The 16,067-nt window shown below is 67.8% G+C and carries 13 protein-coding genes; 10 read left to right on the forward strand and 3 right to left on the reverse strand.

The window, feature by feature from the left end:
• Positions 1 to 191: 191 nt before the first annotated feature.
• The 7 genes from QM595_RS07380 (at position 192) to QM595_RS07410 (ending at position 8,343) form a co-directional block, all read left to right on the forward strand.
• On the forward strand, positions 192 to 2,759 hold the full coding sequence (locus QM595_RS07380) for an AAA family ATPase (RefSeq protein ID WP_415170893.1): 2,568 nt from the start codon (positions 192 to 194) through the stop codon (positions 2,757 to 2,759).
• Positions 2,760 to 3,345: 586 nt separating this feature from the next.
• The gene (locus QM595_RS07385; protein ID WP_415170894.1) at positions 3,346 to 5,049 is read left to right on the forward strand and encodes a type I restriction-modification system subunit M; all 1,704 of its coding nucleotides are present in this window, start codon (positions 3,346 to 3,348) and stop codon (positions 5,047 to 5,049) included.
• Between the two features lie 141 nt (positions 5,050 to 5,190).
• Positions 5,191 to 5,694 carry a hypothetical protein gene (locus tag QM595_RS07390; RefSeq protein WP_415170895.1) on the forward strand — a complete coding sequence of 168 codons (504 nt, stop codon included), beginning with the start codon at positions 5,191 to 5,193 and terminating at the stop codon, positions 5,692 to 5,694.
• 144 nt (positions 5,695 to 5,838) lie between these two features.
• Positions 5,839 to 6,084 carry a hypothetical protein gene (locus QM595_RS07395; protein ID WP_415170896.1) on the forward strand — a complete coding sequence of 82 codons (246 nt, stop codon included), beginning with the start codon at positions 5,839 to 5,841 and terminating at the stop codon, positions 6,082 to 6,084.
• Positions 6,081 to 6,947 carry a zeta toxin family protein gene (locus QM595_RS07400; protein ID WP_415170897.1) on the forward strand — a complete coding sequence of 289 codons (867 nt, stop codon included), beginning with the start codon at positions 6,081 to 6,083 and terminating at the stop codon, positions 6,945 to 6,947. Before QM595_RS07395 ends, QM595_RS07400 begins: the two co-directional genes overlap by 4 nt.
• Before the next feature lie 376 nt (positions 6,948 to 7,323).
• Positions 7,324 to 7,545, forward strand: a complete 222-nt coding sequence (locus tag QM595_RS07405; RefSeq protein WP_415170898.1) for a helix-turn-helix transcriptional regulator — start codon at positions 7,324 to 7,326, stop codon at positions 7,543 to 7,545.
• A 6-nt stretch (positions 7,546 to 7,551) separates the two neighbouring features.
• Positions 7,552 to 8,343, forward strand: a complete 792-nt coding sequence (locus tag QM595_RS07410) for a tyrosine-type recombinase/integrase (RefSeq protein ID WP_415170899.1) — start codon at positions 7,552 to 7,554, stop codon at positions 8,341 to 8,343.
• A gap of 275 nt (positions 8,344 to 8,618) precedes the next feature.
• Here QM595_RS07410 and QM595_RS07415 read toward each other — a convergent pair whose 3' ends face one another.
• Both QM595_RS07415 and QM595_RS07420 read right to left on the reverse strand, forming a co-directional pair.
• Entirely contained in the window at positions 8,619 to 9,236 is a 618-nt protein-coding gene (locus tag QM595_RS07415) for a hypothetical protein (protein WP_415170900.1), read from the reverse strand.
• 117 nt (positions 9,237 to 9,353) lie between these two features.
• Entirely contained in the window at positions 9,354 to 10,517 is a 1,164-nt protein-coding gene (locus QM595_RS07420) for an alpha-hydroxy-acid oxidizing protein (RefSeq protein ID WP_415170901.1), read from the reverse strand.
• A gap of 92 nt (positions 10,518 to 10,609) precedes the next feature.
• On the opposite strand from QM595_RS07420, the gene QM595_RS07425 reads away from it, so the two are divergent.
• Genes QM595_RS07425 through QM595_RS07435 form a run of 3 tightly spaced genes read left to right on the forward strand, consistent with a single transcriptional unit; the run spans position 10,610 to position 13,053 of the window.
• Positions 10,610 to 11,476, forward strand: coding sequence for an ABC transporter substrate-binding protein (locus tag QM595_RS07425; protein ID WP_415170902.1), 867 nt, complete (start codon positions 10,610 to 10,612; stop codon positions 11,474 to 11,476).
• 9 nt (positions 11,477 to 11,485) lie between these two features.
• Positions 11,486 to 12,325 (forward strand): amino acid ABC transporter permease, encoded by an 840-nt coding sequence (locus QM595_RS07430; RefSeq protein WP_415170903.1) that lies wholly within the window; start codon positions 11,486 to 11,488, stop codon positions 12,323 to 12,325.
• Positions 12,322 to 13,053 (forward strand): amino acid ABC transporter ATP-binding protein, encoded by a 732-nt coding sequence (locus tag QM595_RS07435; RefSeq protein WP_415170904.1) that lies wholly within the window; start codon positions 12,322 to 12,324, stop codon positions 13,051 to 13,053. Before QM595_RS07430 ends, QM595_RS07435 begins: the two co-directional genes overlap by 4 nt.
• On the opposite strand, the gene QM595_RS07440 is transcribed toward QM595_RS07435, so the two are convergent.
• Positions 13,050 to 15,989, reverse strand: coding sequence for a UPF0182 family protein (locus QM595_RS07440; protein ID WP_415170905.1), 2,940 nt, complete (start codon positions 15,987 to 15,989; stop codon positions 13,050 to 13,052). The two genes, QM595_RS07435 and QM595_RS07440, sit on opposite strands and share 4 nt — an antisense overlap.
• Positions 15,990 to 16,067 lie beyond the last annotated feature (78 nt).

The raw sequence follows: 16,067 nt of genomic DNA on the forward strand, positions 1-16,067 counted from the left end.
ACGACCGTCTTCACACCTCGATTGGCGACATCCCGCCGGCCGAGTACGAGGACCTCTACCGCCAGCAGACACACCACTCATCCCCGGGCTACAGTGACCCCGCTGTCGCCTGACACACCCCTCCGACAGCCCCAGGGCGGTTCACAGCCGAGTGGGAGGAAGCCCGCCCCGGCCAGGAGCAGGGTCCTGTTGTGCGTGCCCGGTTGCACGCCAAGGCATGGGACCACCAACGGCCGAACAAGAAGCCCACGACGCTGGGCAGTGAGGACGGTTGGCGACGCGAACTGTCCGACGCCGGCTACACCCCGAACCACCCGCGAGCGCCACGGCGCAACCCGGTGAGGCTCGATGAGTTGCCGGCGCAACACCTCGCGGCACGGGCGCTGGACCGCTGCGCCGCCGGTGCATCAGCGTGGGCGGTGCATACGGTGCAGGAGCACGTCACCCGGATCATCACCGAGCACGGCGTCACCGCCACTGGCGAGGAGTTGCGTGACCTTGTGGCGATCACGACACGCCTCGCGGTCGAGGATTGCTTGTCTGTTCTTCCGCCCGGAGCGCCATCGCCTGAGCATGTCGCGCACCTGACGTCGTTGCGTGTGGTCGCGGCCGAAACGGAACTACGAGACTTGCTCACGGCCCGCGCCGAGATGCCGTCGCAGGATGTGCTGGACGTGAGTGCTCTCGCTGCTGTGCGTGGTCTGGACGGCGACCAAGAGCGCGCGGCCGCTGCTGTCGCCTCGACCGCTCCGTTGGTTGTGGTGGAGGGTGCTGCGGGTGCTGGCAAGACGACGATGCTGGGTGTTGCCATCGAGGCAGGAGCGCAACAGGGCCGCGCAGCACGGGTGGTGACGCCGACGAAGAAGGCCGCCGACGTCGCCGCCCACGAGCTCGGCGTCCCAGCCGACTCGGTGGCGGCGCTGGTCTATGCGCACGGCTGGCGGTGGAATGACGACGGCGTGTGGACGCGGCTCGCGGTCGGCGAGACTGACCCCGACACGGGCAGGGCCTACGAGGGCCCACCACCAGAGGCTCGGCTCGTTGCCGGTGAGCGGATCGTGGTGGATGAGGCGGGGATGCTCGACCAAGACACCGCCCTCGCACTCCTCGACGTTGCCGACCGGGCAGGCGTGACCCTTACGCTGGTCGGTGACCGGGCGCAGCTCCCGGCGGTAGGTCGTGGTGGCGTGCTCGACATCGCGGCGACGCTGGTCCCGCAGGTGTTCGACATGGCAACAGTCCATCGCTTCACCGACCCCGCATACGCCGACCTCACTATCCGGCTGCGGCAGGGCGAGAACCCGGCCGGATTGTTCGACCAGCTCCACTCGTTCGGGCTAATCCGGTTGTATGACAGCGACGAGGACGTCTACGACGCGATCGCGGAGACCGCTCGCGATGGGGATGCGGTGACCGCAGCGACCAATGACGAAGCCCGGAGCTTGAACGAACTCATCCGCCAGACCCGCGTCCAGCACGGCGAGGTCGATGACGCCTGCACGACGTTCGGGAGTGACGGGCTGCCCATCGGCGTCGGGGACGTGATCCAGACCCGCCGCAACGACTCCGAGGTTGGGGTGGCGAACCGGCAGACCTGGACCGTCCAACACGTCAGCAAGATGGGCGACCTGTACGTCATCGAAGCGAACAGTGGTCGGAAGCGCGAGCACACCGTGTGGCTGCCCGCCGCGTATGTGGCCGAGCACGCGCATCTGGCCTACGCGGTCACCGCCTACGGCGTACAAGGAGCCACTGTGGACGCGTCGCACACGGTGCTCTCCGATGCGCTCGACGCTGCCGGTGTCTACGTCGGCATGACCCGAGGCCGCGCGCAGAACACCCTCCACATCGTCGCCACCGACGTGGGCGACGCGCGGGAGCAGTTCGTCGAGGCGATAGCCCGTGACCGCGCCGACCGAGGCTTGCTCGCCGCAACCGTCGATGCCCGCGAGGCCGTCGCCGGACTCGTGGCTCACGGCCCGGTTGAACTGGTCAACGCCGAGCGCGCCCGCGTCCGCAAGTTCATAGAGAAGGCCGAACGGGAGAAAGCCCGATGGGACGACGCCCTTGCAGCACTGCGACAGCAGTCTGTCGAGCACCAGGCCGAACGCGAAGACCAGCAGCAGATCGTCGCTGCCGCCGATGCCCGACTGGTCGAGATCCGCAACGAAGTCGCCGCCCCGTTGGTCGCCCAAGCCACCATCGACGGTGAGACATTCTTGGCGGCTCGCGCGCGGTTGTGGGAAGCGAACCGAACTCGACCCGGCCGGTTCGTCAAACGCGCAGCCGAGCGCGCCACGACCGAAGCTGCCACTGCACATGACGCCGCCGCGCAGCTCGTCCAAGACCGTTGGGGCAACGTGCCACAGACCGAGAACGGACTCGTCGCCTGGGCGCAAACGGTCGTCAACGACATGGCCGACCGTGATGCCCGCGTCATCGAGGCACATCAACAGGCCGAGCAAGCCCGCCAGCGACTGCGTGACCTCGACCAGGAGCACCTGACCGATCACGCCGACTTGTCCGGCCTGGTGCTCGGTAACGCCCAGCCGCGTCAGGTCACCGCCCGCGTCGCACGGCTGCAGAAGCAGACAACCCAGGCCCGGGACTACATCGCTGAGATCGAGTCTCGGCCGCCGGTCGAGGCGGCACACCTCATCCGTGAGCGGCGGGACCGGGCCAAGTCGTCACGCCCTGTCGTGGAGCCGTTGACTCCGTCGGCGCCCAGCCCAGAGCGCGACCACGGCCGAAGTTTGTGAGAGCCGAGGTCGACACTACCAACGGTTCCGCCGATTCGGCGGGACCGTTCTGACCAGCAGCTTCGCTATCTCAGCAGTCGCGGTGGTGGTGACTCACCACCACCGTTGATGCCGGAGCGAAGCTCTCGGCACGGTGGGGAGGAGCCCTCACCGCCGTTGACTCATCCCGAACGCGGTGGTGCGGAGTCCGCACCGCCGTGAGATTCCCGAAATGGGCGCCGCCGGTGGTGCCGAATCGGCACCACCCTTCACCGTCAACGGGGCCGCCGATTCGGCGGACCCGTTCACCCCGGCCTGAGCCGAGGAAGCAGTGGTCATGGAGATGCCCATACATCGACGGTGCGTCGTATCGGAGCCGTCGTCAACCGCCAAATCGCTTGCCCTGCAAGGGATTCCGCGACGTCCGGTGACAGTCCGAGACAACCGTGGACAGCCAACGACAACCAATAGTCAGACCCGAGGTGCAGTCGTCTCAGCATGTGACCACGAAGCCACTGGCGCAGTATCAGACGATTCCGACGGCAGGCGTCGATAGGGTTTCGCCTGTGATGAAGGTCGAGTCCGCCGCCGCCGGGGTGAGCGCCGCGTGAGCAGTCTGGGCAACTTCGTGTGGTCGATCGCCGACCAACTCCGTGGCGTCTACAAGCCGCACCAGTACGGCGGCGTCATCCTGCCCTTCACGATCCTGCGCCGCCTCGACTGCATCCTCGAACCCGACCGCGACACCGTGCGTGACTTGGCCAAGGCGTTCACGGGTGGCGCGCTCGACGTGCATGTGCGCCAGCAGACCGGCCGCAAGTTCTACAACACCTCCGAGTTCGACTTCGCCAAGTTGCTGGCCGATCCCGAGGGCTTGCGCTCGAACCTGATCGACTACATCAGCCGGTTCAGCGCCAACATCGACGTGTTCGAGCGGTTCAAGTTCGAGAACGAGATCGCCACCCTTGATGAGAAGGGCCGCCTCTACATCGTCGTCTCCAAGTTCGCCGAGGTCGACCTCCACCCCGACACCGTGCCCAACGCCGCGATGGGTGACCTGTTCGAGGAGTTGATCCGCAAGTTTGCCGAGACCTCCAACGAGGAGTCTGCCCATCACTTCACGCCGCGTGATGCCATCCGGCTCATGGTTGACCTGCTCTTCGCCGAGGACAACGCGGCTCTGCTGGAGCCTGGCGTGGTGCGCTCCATCTATGACCCCACCGCAGGAACCGGCGGCATGCTCTCGGTCGCCGAGGAACGGCTGCTGGAGCGCAACCCGAAGGCACGGCTCGCGCTCTACGGCCAGGAACTGAACGACGAGTCCTACGCCATCTGCAAGTCCGACATGCTCGCCAAGGGCCAGGACGCCTCCAACATTCAGCTCGGCGACACTCTGATCGACGACAAGTTCGCCGGACGCACCTTCGACTTCTGCATGTCCAACCCGCCCTACGGCGTGGACTGGAAGGCCGCACAAGAGTCGGTCAAGGCCGAGGCCGCCGCGATGCCGAACGGCCGGTTCGGGCACGGGCTCCCGCCGGTCTCCGACGGCCAGATGCTGTTCCTGACCCACCTCGCCAACAAGATGCGCCCCGCTCACGAGGGCGGCGGACGCGCTGGCATCGTCCTGAACGGCTCGCCTCTGTTCAACGGCGCGGCCGGGTCAGGCCCGAGCGAGATCCGCCGCTGGTTGTTGGAGTCCGACCTGGTCGACGCGATCGTCGCGCTGCCGACCAACATGTTCTTCAACACCGGCATCGCGACCTACATCTGGATTCTCGACAATACCAAGGCGCCCGAGCGCAAGGGCAAGGTCCAGCTCATCGACGCTACGTCGTTCTGGACCAAACTCCGCAAGAACCTCGGAGCCAAGGGTCGAGAGGTCGGCGCGGCCGACCGCGAGCGCGTCCTGAAGTTGTACGACGACCTCGCCGAGACCGAACACTCCAAGACCTTCGACGCCGCCGACTTCGGCTACTGGACCATCACCGTCGAGCGCCCCCTGGTCGATGAGTACGGCAAGCCGGTCACCGATGCGAAGGGCCGCCCGAAGCCGGACACGAAGTTGCGCGACACCGAGAACGTCCCCTTCACCTACGCCGGTGGCATCGACGCCTACGTCAAGACCGAGGTACTGCCGCACGTCCCCGACGCCTGGATCGACGAGAAGAAGACCAAGGTCGGCTACGAGATCCCGTTCACCCGTCACTTCTACAAGTACGTCCCACCGCGTCCCCTCGCTGAGATCGACGCCGACCTCGAAGCCCAGGTCGTGAAGATTCTGACCCTCCTGCGGGAAGTTGAGCAGTGAGCAGCCCACATACATTGAGGTTTTCTCACCAGGGTTGCTGGTGTGACGTGTGTGACGAGCGCGTGTCGGTCGGGAGCCGCGGGGTCCTGACCGGAAATGGTCGTTCTTGCGACAGATCAACTTCCCCAGCAAGGACCCCGCGTGATCACCTATCGTGCCAGCCTCGACGTCCCCACCCAGACCCTGGTCACCGTGTGTCGGTGGCTTCGCGAACACCGCAGGGTCCACGACCGGCGTCCCTGGCAGCGTGCCGCCGGTGTCCACGCTCAGGCGGTCATGGTCCTGCTCTGGTTCAAGGAGCGCACCGACATCCGGATCCTGCGGCACCACCGGCGCGACTTGCTGAAACGCGGTTTTCGGGTTTGCGCGGTGGTGGTGAGTCCTCACCACCGTTCGGGTTCCCGAACGCACCGCTTCCGCCCGGTGGTGAGGAGTCCTCACCACCGTCAACGGTTCCGCCGACTCGGCGGCACCGTTCACCCTGGCGAGAGCCGGGGAGCCGGTGGCGACGGAGGTGCCCATGCAACGACGGTGCGCCTCACTGATAGCGATGTCAACCACCCTGTTGCAGGCAGCGTCGAGCGTCCAGCAACGACCGGTGACAGTGGAAGACAACCGGCAATGACAAGCGACAACCAGCAGTGAAGTCATCCCGCTGGCGTCTCGCGATGTGACCGAGAGCAGCGGCGACGGAGAGGACGACGCGCGGCTCCCACGACGTCCGCCTCGGCCGTGGCAGACTTGGAGCAACGAGATTGGAGGTCGGTCATGGCGGAATCATTCGCAGACGTGCTGATGCGCGGCATCGAGTACGAAGGCCTGCGTGAGTCCATCAACATCGAGATCGCCCACCACACTGAACTCGTTGATCACCTCGGAGAAGACACCGCCGAGGGCCGCGCGCACCTAGAGGCGATCACCCGCCTCGCCGGCGTGCGCCGCCTGCTCGCCCCGAACAACGCCGCCGCCATCGAGATCGCTGGGCTCCTGCTGGACAACTCCCGCGCCGAGCGAGCTGGCGCCACCGCCGCGTGAGCGAGAGCGGTCTCGACCGCGAGCTTCACCTGCTGAGCGACGACGAGAGTCTGCGTATCTTCCTTGATCGGATCGTGCCGACCGAGTTTGCGGGCGTCGCCGGTGTCGATCGTCCGGTCGTTCACTTCTTCGGTGGCCAACCCGGAGCCGGCAAGTCCGTTGCGCAGGGCGCGGTCACGACCGCGATCATCGCCGCCGATGGCATCGGTGCCGTGGCCAGCATCATCGGTGACGACTTCCGGCCCCACCATCCGGCGTACAACCGACTACTCGCCGAGGATGACGAAGCTGCCGCGTTCTACACCGACCTCGACTCCGGCCGCTGGGTCGAGCAAGCCATCGCCTGGGCGATCGAGCACCGGCCGCACGTCATCCTCGAAGGCACCTTCCGGCGACCCGGGGTCACCATCGAGAGTGCCAAGAACTTCACGGACTCGAGCTTCGAGGCACACGTGCATGTGCTGGCGGTTCACAAGTTCGTCAGCCGCACCCGGATCTTCGGCCGCTACTACGACCAGCTACGCGCTAACGGCAAGGGTCGCTACACGCTGCCTGCCGCCCACGATGCTTCGTATGACAGCTTGCCCGCCTCGGTCGAGGCGATCCTCGACTCCGGAGTGTTCTCCGACGCCACGGCCTACGACGCTTGGGGAAGCGCGATCGTCAAGGTCAGTGGCCAGTCCGCCGCAGCGATCCCCAACGCGGTCCGGTCAGCCCATGACACCCTGCCGAGTGACGACGAGATCGGTGACCTTCTCGGGCTGCTTGACCGGTTCGAGGACACCTTCGTCAGCCTGGGCAAGGCGGTTGTCGTGCATGACCTGCAAGCCCTGCGACTGGAGATCCTTGGCGCGACCCGCTGAGGCCATCGGAAACCCAGCAAGTTGACCCCGATCCAATCCGAGACGACCACCATCGACCGGTAGAGTGGCTTCATCGGCTGCCAGCCGATCTCCGTGTAGATCGTGGCAACCCAAGCCGACCGAAGACGATCAGTAGCAACGGTCGAACATCTGTTCGGTCCCAGAGGTCACAGGTTCAAATCCTGTCCCCGCTACGAATTTCAGGCGCGGAACCTACGGGTTCCGCGCCTGAAAGGTTTGTGGGACTTGATCACATGTCCGCTTAGGGTCCAGAAACCCTGTCCAGAAGCCCCTCAGAGGGCTGATCTACGAATCGGCTACCGAGTCACCCCGAGCGGTGCGGACTCGCGCGGTCCGGCCAGCACACCTGCTTGGCATGACACCCACCTTGAGCGGTATCGCACCGCTGATCTCGATCGAGGAACTCTCCGAGTACCTCAACGTCCCCACTCGGACCTTGCACGACTGGCGCCTGGCCGGTCGTGGTCCCCGTGCGGTCCACGTCGGCCGGCAACTTCGCTACTTCATCGCCGATGTCAACGAGTGGCTCCAGGAGCAGCGGGAGGACGTCACCGGTCGCGCGCCAGAGGGGCGGTGAGCTGACATGGGACGGCCACGCACCCCCATCGGAACCTTCGGTGAGATCCACTTCGAGAAGACTCCGTCGGGCCAAGTCCGTGCACGTGCGCGCTACCGCGACGACGACGGCCAGGTCCGCCGGGTCTCGGCGGTCGGCTCTACGCAGAGGACAGCCGAGCGCAACCGCACGAGCAGGACCAACTACAACGAGGTCACCCCGGACAGTTCGTTCAAGCAGCTCGTCGACCTGTGGCTCGACGACATGGACCTGACGAACAAACTGGCCGAGAGCACTCGGGCGCTGTACGAGCGCAACATGCGCCAACTCGTGCTGCCGGTGTTCGAGCACTATGCCCTGCGCGAGATCACCGTTGGCCGCGTCGACCGGTTCCTGAAAGCACTGGCAGCGTCGAAGAGCTACAGCACCGCCAAGCAGGCCAAGACTGTGCTGAGTCTCGCGTTCGGTTTGGCCGTCCGCTACGACGCACTTCGCGAGAACCCCGTGCGGGAGACTGCGAAACTCCACAAGCCACCGTCCCAGGCCAAGGCTCTGACGGTGGAGGAGATCGGGGTTATCCGCGAGGCCGCACGAGGTTGGCGACGTGGCGCCGGGTTCGCCGGCCCACCGCCGGACGGACAGTTGGAGCAACTCATCGAGGTCATGCTCGGAACCTCTGCCCGCATCGGCGAGGTACTGGCGATCCGAAAGTGCGACGCGCTCGTCGATACCGGCGCTGATGCGTTCCAGCCGTCGAAGTTGCCCGGCGCTGCTGAGGCCGTCGGCCGAGAGCCTCTGCATCCGTGCGGCTGCGACTGAGCCTTGGCCGGCGGCGAGTCCGCCTTTGCCGTAGAGCCCGCCGACATCACGAGTCGTACGGACGAGACGTCCGTAGGTCTCGGCACGCCGCTACCACCGGGCTGAAAGCTCGGGGTTGCTGTCGGTGAAGCGGCACGCGGCTTCGAGGGAGACGATGCCTTGGGAGTCCAGGACGACGCGGAGGCTTTGGGCGTCGGGGAACTTGATCAGGTGGAGCAGCAGGTTGTGTCGGGCCTGGAGCACGCCGGTGATGCCCGGCAGGCCCGGTCCGTCAATCAGCCGTGCGGGTGGTTTCCAGCCGCGTCGGTCGACGGAGTAGTCGGGGTTTCCGTAGCCGGAGTACGCCGCGCAGACCTCGGCCGCGCCTTCCAGCCCGGGATGTTGGAGTAGCGCCGGTCCAGGCCGACGAGGGCGCGAGTGATCTCGGCGGCGTCGTGGATCACGGTCATGGATTCGGCTTCGGACAAGCGTCCGTAGCCGACTCCGGCGTCGAAGTCGTGTTCTGCGAGGGCACCGGCTCGGGCGGCTTGGCGCCAGAGGTCGACCATCTCGAACCGTTGGGCCGAGACGAGTTCCTCCGTCGTCGGCAAAGTCGCGGGACGGTGTGGAGACCGGCGCCGCCGATGCGTTGCTGGATGCGGTGCTGGCGCAGCAGCTCGCCGAGGGCGTCGCGGAGCATCCCGCTGGTCTCGCCGTACATCAGGCGCATCCAGTTCTCGGGCTGCCCAGAGCATGTCCAGGACGAGTTCGACGATCAGTGAGTCGATGCCGTGCCGGACGAGGTCCTCGATGGCGGATTCGGCGACCTCGAAGAGGACGTCGCGGTCGGTGACCGGGACCGGGCTGATGCCGGGGATGTAGTCGCCGTGGATGAAGTCGATCTGGAGCAGCACCCGGTCGTACTCGATCGACGCATCGGTCGTGATCGCGTTGTCGGCCAGGGGACGGCGACACCTCGCCCGGGCAGGTGAGAACGCACCCTCCGTGACGACCGGACAGGTGCTCTCGGGCTAGCGCCGGAAGACGGCCCCGCCGTCGCGCAGCGCGGCGAGGTCGGCGTAGCCGTTGAGGCCCATGGTCAGGTCGACCTCGGCGAGCAGGCAGCGGAGCAGGTGGACGATCGAGTCGGTGCCGCCGAGGGTGGCGGCGTAGGCGTAGGGGCGCCCGATGCCGACCGCGGTGGCGCCGAGCGCGAGCGCCTTGACGATGTCGGCGCCGGAGCGAACGCCGGAGTCGAAGATGACCGGTAGGTCCCCGGCGGCCTCCACCACGCCGGGCAGGAACGACAGGGCCGGGGCCGAGGCGGCCTGGCGACCACCGTGGTTGGAGCAGTAGATGCCGTCGACGCCGGCATCGCGGGCGCGACGTACGTCGTCGGGCGCGCAGATCCCCTTGAGCACCAGCGGCAGGGGGGTCAGCGAGCGCAGCCAGGCGACGTCGTCCCAGGTCAGGCCGGGGTTGCCGAAGGTCAGCGCCCAGTAACCGACGAATGCGTTGGGGTCCTCCTCCGGCGACACGGCGAGCTTCGAGCGGAACACCGGGTCGCTGGCGTAGTTGGCCAGGCAGGCGCCGGTGAGCTGCGGGAAGATGCCGTGCCGCAGGTCCCGCGGTCGGTAGCCGAGGGTCCAGGTGTCGAGGGTGACCACGATGCCGCGGTAGCCGGCGGCCTCGGCGCGATGGACCAGGCTCTCCGCGACGTCGCGCTCGGCGGGCGTGTAGAGCTGGAAGAGGCCCGGGGTCTCCCCCAGCGCGGCGGCGACGTCCTCGAGCGGGTCCTGCATCAGCGTCGACCCGATGAGGGGTACGCCGGTCTCGGCCGCTGCCCGAGCGGCGGCCAGGTCGCCGTGGCCGTCGGGAGCGCACACCCCGATGACCCCGACCGGCGCCATCAGGATCGGCGTCGGCAGGGAGAGGCCGAGCAAGGACACCGACAGGTCGCGCTGGGCCGCTCCCGAGAGCATCCGGGGCAGCAGCCCGTAGGCCGCGAACTCGGCCACATTGGCGCTCTGCGTCTGCTCGTCGCCGGCACCGCCGGCGACATAGTCGAAGAGCCTCGGCTCCATCGTCTCGGCCGCGCGTCGCTCGAGCTCGGCGAAGCCGAACGGGAGCGTGGGCACCTCCCCCATCAGGCCGTTGAGGTAGACGCCGAGCTGCCAGTCGGAGAAGTTCGCCACACAGCGGAGCGTAGAGGAGTGAGACCGGGCGGATCTCCCCGCGCGGGAAATGCCACCATGTCGCCCTACGTACTTCCAAAGGAGTGACCCCAATGCGCGCACCACGTATGCTCGCCGCGACCCTCAGCACCGTCGCCCTGCTCGCCCTGGCTGCCTGCGGCGGCTCGGACGCGGGCTCCGAGGCGACCGAGAGCGGCAGCACCCCGACGACCGGTGAGTCGACGACGCTGGAGACCCTCACGCCCGGCAAGCTCACCATCGCCACCGGCGAGCCCTCCTACTCCCCCTGGGTGGAGAACGACGACCCGGCCTCCGGTGAGGGCTTCGAGGCCGCCGTCGCCTATGCCGTCGCCGACAAGCTTGGCTTCGCCAAGGACGACGTGGAGTGGGTGCGCACCAGCTTCGAGTCGGCGGTGGCGCCGGGTCCCAAGGACTTCGACTTCAACATCCAGCAGTTCACCATCACCGAGGAGCGCAAGAACGCCGTCGACTTCTCCTCCCCCTATTACACGACCGCTCCCGGGCTGGTCTCGATCAAGGGCAACACCGGTGCCGACGCCACCGACCTGGCCGGCCTGAAGGACGCGCTCATCGGCGGCTCCGTCGGCACCTCCTCGCTCGACGCCGCCGAGGAGCTGATCCAGCCCACCGAACAGGTGGCGGTCTTCAACAGCACCGAGGACGCCGTCCAGGCGCTCAACGCCGGCCAGATCGACGTCCTCGCGGTCGACCTGCCGACGGCGCTCTACCTGGCCGCCGCCGAACTCGACAACGGCGTCGTGGTCGGCCAGCTGGCCTCGGACCAGGGCGGCGACCAGTTCGGCCTGCTGCTGCCCAAGGACTCCGCGCTGACCGCGCCGGTCAGCGCCGCAGTCGACGCGCTGCAGGCCGACGGGACCCTCGACGAGCTGGTCGCGACCTGGCTGACCGACGCCGCCGGCGCTCCGGTCCTGAAGTAGTCATCCTCGATGCCCTCCGAGCTGGAGCTCGAGCGGCGCCGCTACCGAGCCGGGCAGCGGCGCCGCTCCGTGCTGGTCAGCCTGGTCAGCACGCTCCTCTTCGCGGTCGTCGTCTGGCTGGTGCTGGTCAACAGCCCGGGCTGGGACGACGTCCGGGCCTCGTTCTTCGACGTCGGCTACGGCTGGGACGTGCTGCCGGCCGTTCTCGAGGGGCTCTGGCTCAACGTCCGGGTGCTGGTCGTGGCCTCGCTGGGCGTCGCCGTCTTCGGCAGCCTGCTGGCGGTGGCCCGCACCCTGCGCGGTGCGGTCTTCGCGCCGGTGCGCTATCTGGCGGCCGGCTATACCGACATCTTCCGTGGGATGCCGCTGCTGATCGTGCTCTACCTCATCGGGCTGGGCGTGCCCGGCCTCAACCTCATCGACCACCGGGTCAACCCGGCGATCTGGGGCACCATCGCGCTGGTGATCACCTACTCGGCCTATGTCGCCGAGGTGCTGCGGGCGGGCATCGAGGCGGTCCACCCCTCGCAACGACTCGCCGCCCGCTCGCTGGGCCTCTCCCACACCAAGACGCTGCGGCTGGTCATCGCGCCGCAGGCGATCCGCAAGGTGACCCCCGCCCTGATGAACGACTTCGTCTCGATGCAGAAGGACGTCGGCCTGATCTCGGTGCTCGGTGCGGTCGACGCCATTCGGGCGGCACAGATCGAGGTCTCCAAGACCTTCAACTTCACCCCGTACGTCGTCGCCGGGCTGCTCTTCGTGCTGCTGGCGTGGCCGATGATCCGCCTCACCGACTGGCTCACCGCTCGCGCCCAGCGCCGCGAACAGATCGGGGGCGTCGTATGACGCCTCGACTGAGCGTTCGGGACGTCGAGAAGTCGTTCGGCTCGACCCCGATCCTGCGCGGCATCAGCCTCGACGTCGCCGACCACGAGGTGGTCGTGCTGATCGGCGCCTCCGGCTCGGGCAAGTCGACGCTGCTGAAGACCATCAACCTCATCGAGCCGGTGGACGACGGCCAGATCCTGCTGGCCGGCGACGACATCACCGACCCACGGGTGGACGCCGACGGCGTCCGGGCGCGGATCGGGGTGGTCTTCCAGCACTACAACCTGTTCCCGCACATGAGCGTGCTCGACAATGTCACCCTGGCCGCGCGGAAGGTACGCCGGACACCGCGCCGCGAGGCCGAGGAGCACGGGATGCGGCTGCTGGACCGGATCGGGCTGGCCGACAAGGCCCGCGCCTATCCCGACCGGCTCTCCGGCGGCCAGCAGCAGCGGGTCGCCATCGTCCGGGCGATGGCGACGGAACCGGAGCTGCTGCTCCTCGACGAGATCACCAGCGCCCTGGACCCGGTGCTGGTCGGCGAGGTGCTCGACCTGGTCGGCGAGCTGAAGCAGGCGGAATCGACGATCCTGATGGCGACCCACGAGATGGGCTTCGCCCGCCGGGTCGCCGACCGCATCGTCTTCCTGGCCGGGGGCCGCATCGTCGAGTCCGGGCCACCGGAGCAGATCTTCGACGCGCCCCAGCAGCAGGCGACCCGCGACTTCCTGGCCCGGCTGCACTAGCCCAGCAGCGCCAGCGCCTGCTCGATCTTCTGCTGCGCCCTCTTGAGCAGCCGCTCGCGCTTGACGAAGTCGCCCTGCTCGGCGGCCTGGGTCGCCGCCGCGAACAGCCTGTCGGCGTCGGCCAGCAGCGCCTTCGCCTGCTCGTCGAGGGTGCCGGTCGGCGGGGTCGTCGTGGGCGGCTCGGTGGTGGGCGGGGTCGTCGTCGGCGGAGTGGTGGTCGGCGGCTCCGTGCTCGGCGGCTCCTCGGTGCCGCTGCCCTGCTCGGCGTTCTCGACCGCCACCGAGAGGGCCTCCGACAGGGTGCCGCCGTAGCCCAGGTGGCCGTCGTAGGCCACCAGGACCAGGGCCAGCACCGGATAGGAGGAGCCGGCCACCTGCTGGGCGTAGACCGGCTCGACGTTGATCAGCCCGTAGTCGCTGGTCGGGATGGTGAGCAGGTTGCCGTACCTGATCCCGGCGTTGGTCCCGCGATAGGGAAGCAGCGCCGCGGCGATGTCCTGGTCGCTCTTGAAGACCGTCACCACCTGGCCGGGCCCCTGGGTCTGCTGGTCGGGCCGCTCCAGCACGGTGATCTTGCCGTAGTCGGTCGTGGTCGGGTCAGAGTTGACCGTCATCACCGCCGAGAGGTTGTTGCGGCGACGGGGCACGAAGGTGGTCGACATCGACCACACCTCGGCGCTGCTCGCCCGGTCGTCGACGAAGAGCCGGTAGGGCGGCAGCAGGTGGTCGGGCGAGTTGGGGTCCTCCGGCACAGACCACCAGTCGGAGCCCTGGATGAACGCCTGCGGGTCGGTGACGTGGTACTTCGCCAGCTGGTAGCGCTGCACCTTGAACAGGTCCTCGGGGTAGCGCAGGTGCGGCAGCAGGTCCTCGGGGATGTCGGCCTTCGGCTTCACCGTGCCGGGGAAGGCGCTCGACCAGGCCTTGAGGATCGGGTCGTCCTCGTCCCAGGCGTAGAGCGTCACCGTGCCGTCGTAGGCGTCCACGGTGGCCTTGACCGCGTTGCGCATGTAATTGATCTCGTCGGTCGGCAGCGTCTGCAGCCCGGTGGACTGCTGCTGCACGTCGTCGGTCATGGTCTTGAACGACTCCTTCTCGGAGCCGGGATAGCGGTCGGTCGTGGTGTAGCCGTCGAGCACCCACAGGATCCGGCCGTCGACCACCACCGGGTAGGCGTCGTCGTCGAGGGTCAGCCAGGGCGCGACCTTCTCCACCCGCTCGCGCGGGGTGCGGTTGTAGAGGATCTGCGAGTTCTCGTTGACCCGCTCGGAGAGCAGGAAGCTGGAGGAGCCGAACTTGATCGCGTAGAGCAGCTGGCGCCAGGTGGACCCGATGGCGACGCCGCCCTTGCCGTCGTACGTCGTGCGCCCCTCGTTCTCCCCCGAGCCGGCCAGGTCGAGCTCCACCGGCGCGGCGCCCTCGGGGCGACCGACGACGGAGTAGGACGGCGACTGCTCGCCGAAGTAGACCCGCTGCTCGAAGTCGCCGGGGCCGTAGTCCACCATGTCGTCCTGGGTGGTGCCGCTGCCCTGCGCCCACTGGATGGCGGTGCTCTCGGTGTCGTCGGCGAGATTGCGCTGGTTGGCATAGGCGGCGATCACGCCGCTGCCGTGGGTGTAGACGGTGTGCAGGTTGGTCCAGGTCTGGTCGCGGTCCGCGATCCCGGACTGGTTAAGCTCACGCACGCCGAGCACCAAGGCCCGGTCCTGGCCCTCGATCTGGTAGTGGTCGACGTCGAGCACCTCGGGCACCGTGTAGTAGCCCTTGACCTGCTGGTTCTCCTCGAACATCGCGTGGACAAGCTGGGGGTCGACCAGCGGCGCCGACTTGACCTCGTTGTCGAGCTGGGTGGCCAGGTCATCGGTGATCTGCGCGTCCTGGGTGTAGTTCTCGACGGTGACGGTGTCGTCGTCGATGCCGTAGGCGGCCCGGGTCGCGGCGATATTCTTCGCGACATAGGGCGCCTCCTTCTCGGCGGGTGAGGGACGCACCTGGAAGCCCTCGACGATGGCGGGCCAGATCAGTCCGAGCAGGATGGCCGAGACCATCAGCAGCGCGGCCCCGACGCCGGGAAGCAGCCAGGTACGACGCCAGATGTTGACCAGGAAGAGCACCGCGCAGATGACCGCGATGCCGGCCAGGATGACCTTCGCGGGCAAGATGGCGTGGTCGGCGGTGTAGCCCGGGCCGGTGATCAGCGGGGAGTCGTTGTAGACCACGTCGAAGCGGTCGAGCCAGTAGTCGACCGCCTTGGCGAGCACGAACACGGCCAGCAGCACCGACAGCTGGACCTGGGCCGGCCGGGAGACCCGGTCGCCGGCCTGCTGCAGCCGGATGCCGCCGTACAGGTAGTGGACCAGGACGTTGGCGAGCAGGGCGACCACGGCCAGCGCCATCACGAAGTTGACGAGCAGGTGGTACCAGGGCAGGTCGAAGACGTAGAACCCGATGTCGCGGCCGAAGTAGGGGTCCGTCTGGCCGAAGTCGCTGCCGTTGCGCCACATCAGGAAGGTGCGCCACTGGCCGGTGGCCGAGGTGCCCGCGAAGACGCCGGCGATGACGGAGACGGCGATCAGCAGGTAGGTGCGGATCGGGGTGACCGCCTCGCGGTAGCGGTCCATGCCGTTGTCGTGGCCGCCTGGCAGGATGAACGGTCGGCCGCGGTAGGCCAGCGCTATCGCCAGGCCGACCGCCACCGCCATGACGACGCCGAAGGCGAGGAAGAGCCCGACCCGGGTCCACAGCAGCTTGTTGAAGACGCCGCCGTAGCCGAGCGCGTCGTACCACAGGTGGTCGGTCCACAGGCCGGCGAACGTGGTGAGCAGGAAGAACGCCACCACCACGATGACGGCGGTGATGACGAGCGCCCGAGTGCGCCTCGAGGTCCCCCGCGGCGGCGGGGTCTGGCGGGGGTCGTCGTCGAACAGCTCACTCATGCGCGACCTCGCTTCGCTCGGTGGAGGCATGAGCGACGCGCCCTAGCTCGAATTATTCGCTCGCTTCGCTCACTCATG

This window comes from Nocardioides sp., from assembly GCF_047607185.1.
Classification (GTDB): Bacteria; Actinomycetota; Actinomycetes; order Propionibacteriales; family Nocardioidaceae; genus Nocardioides.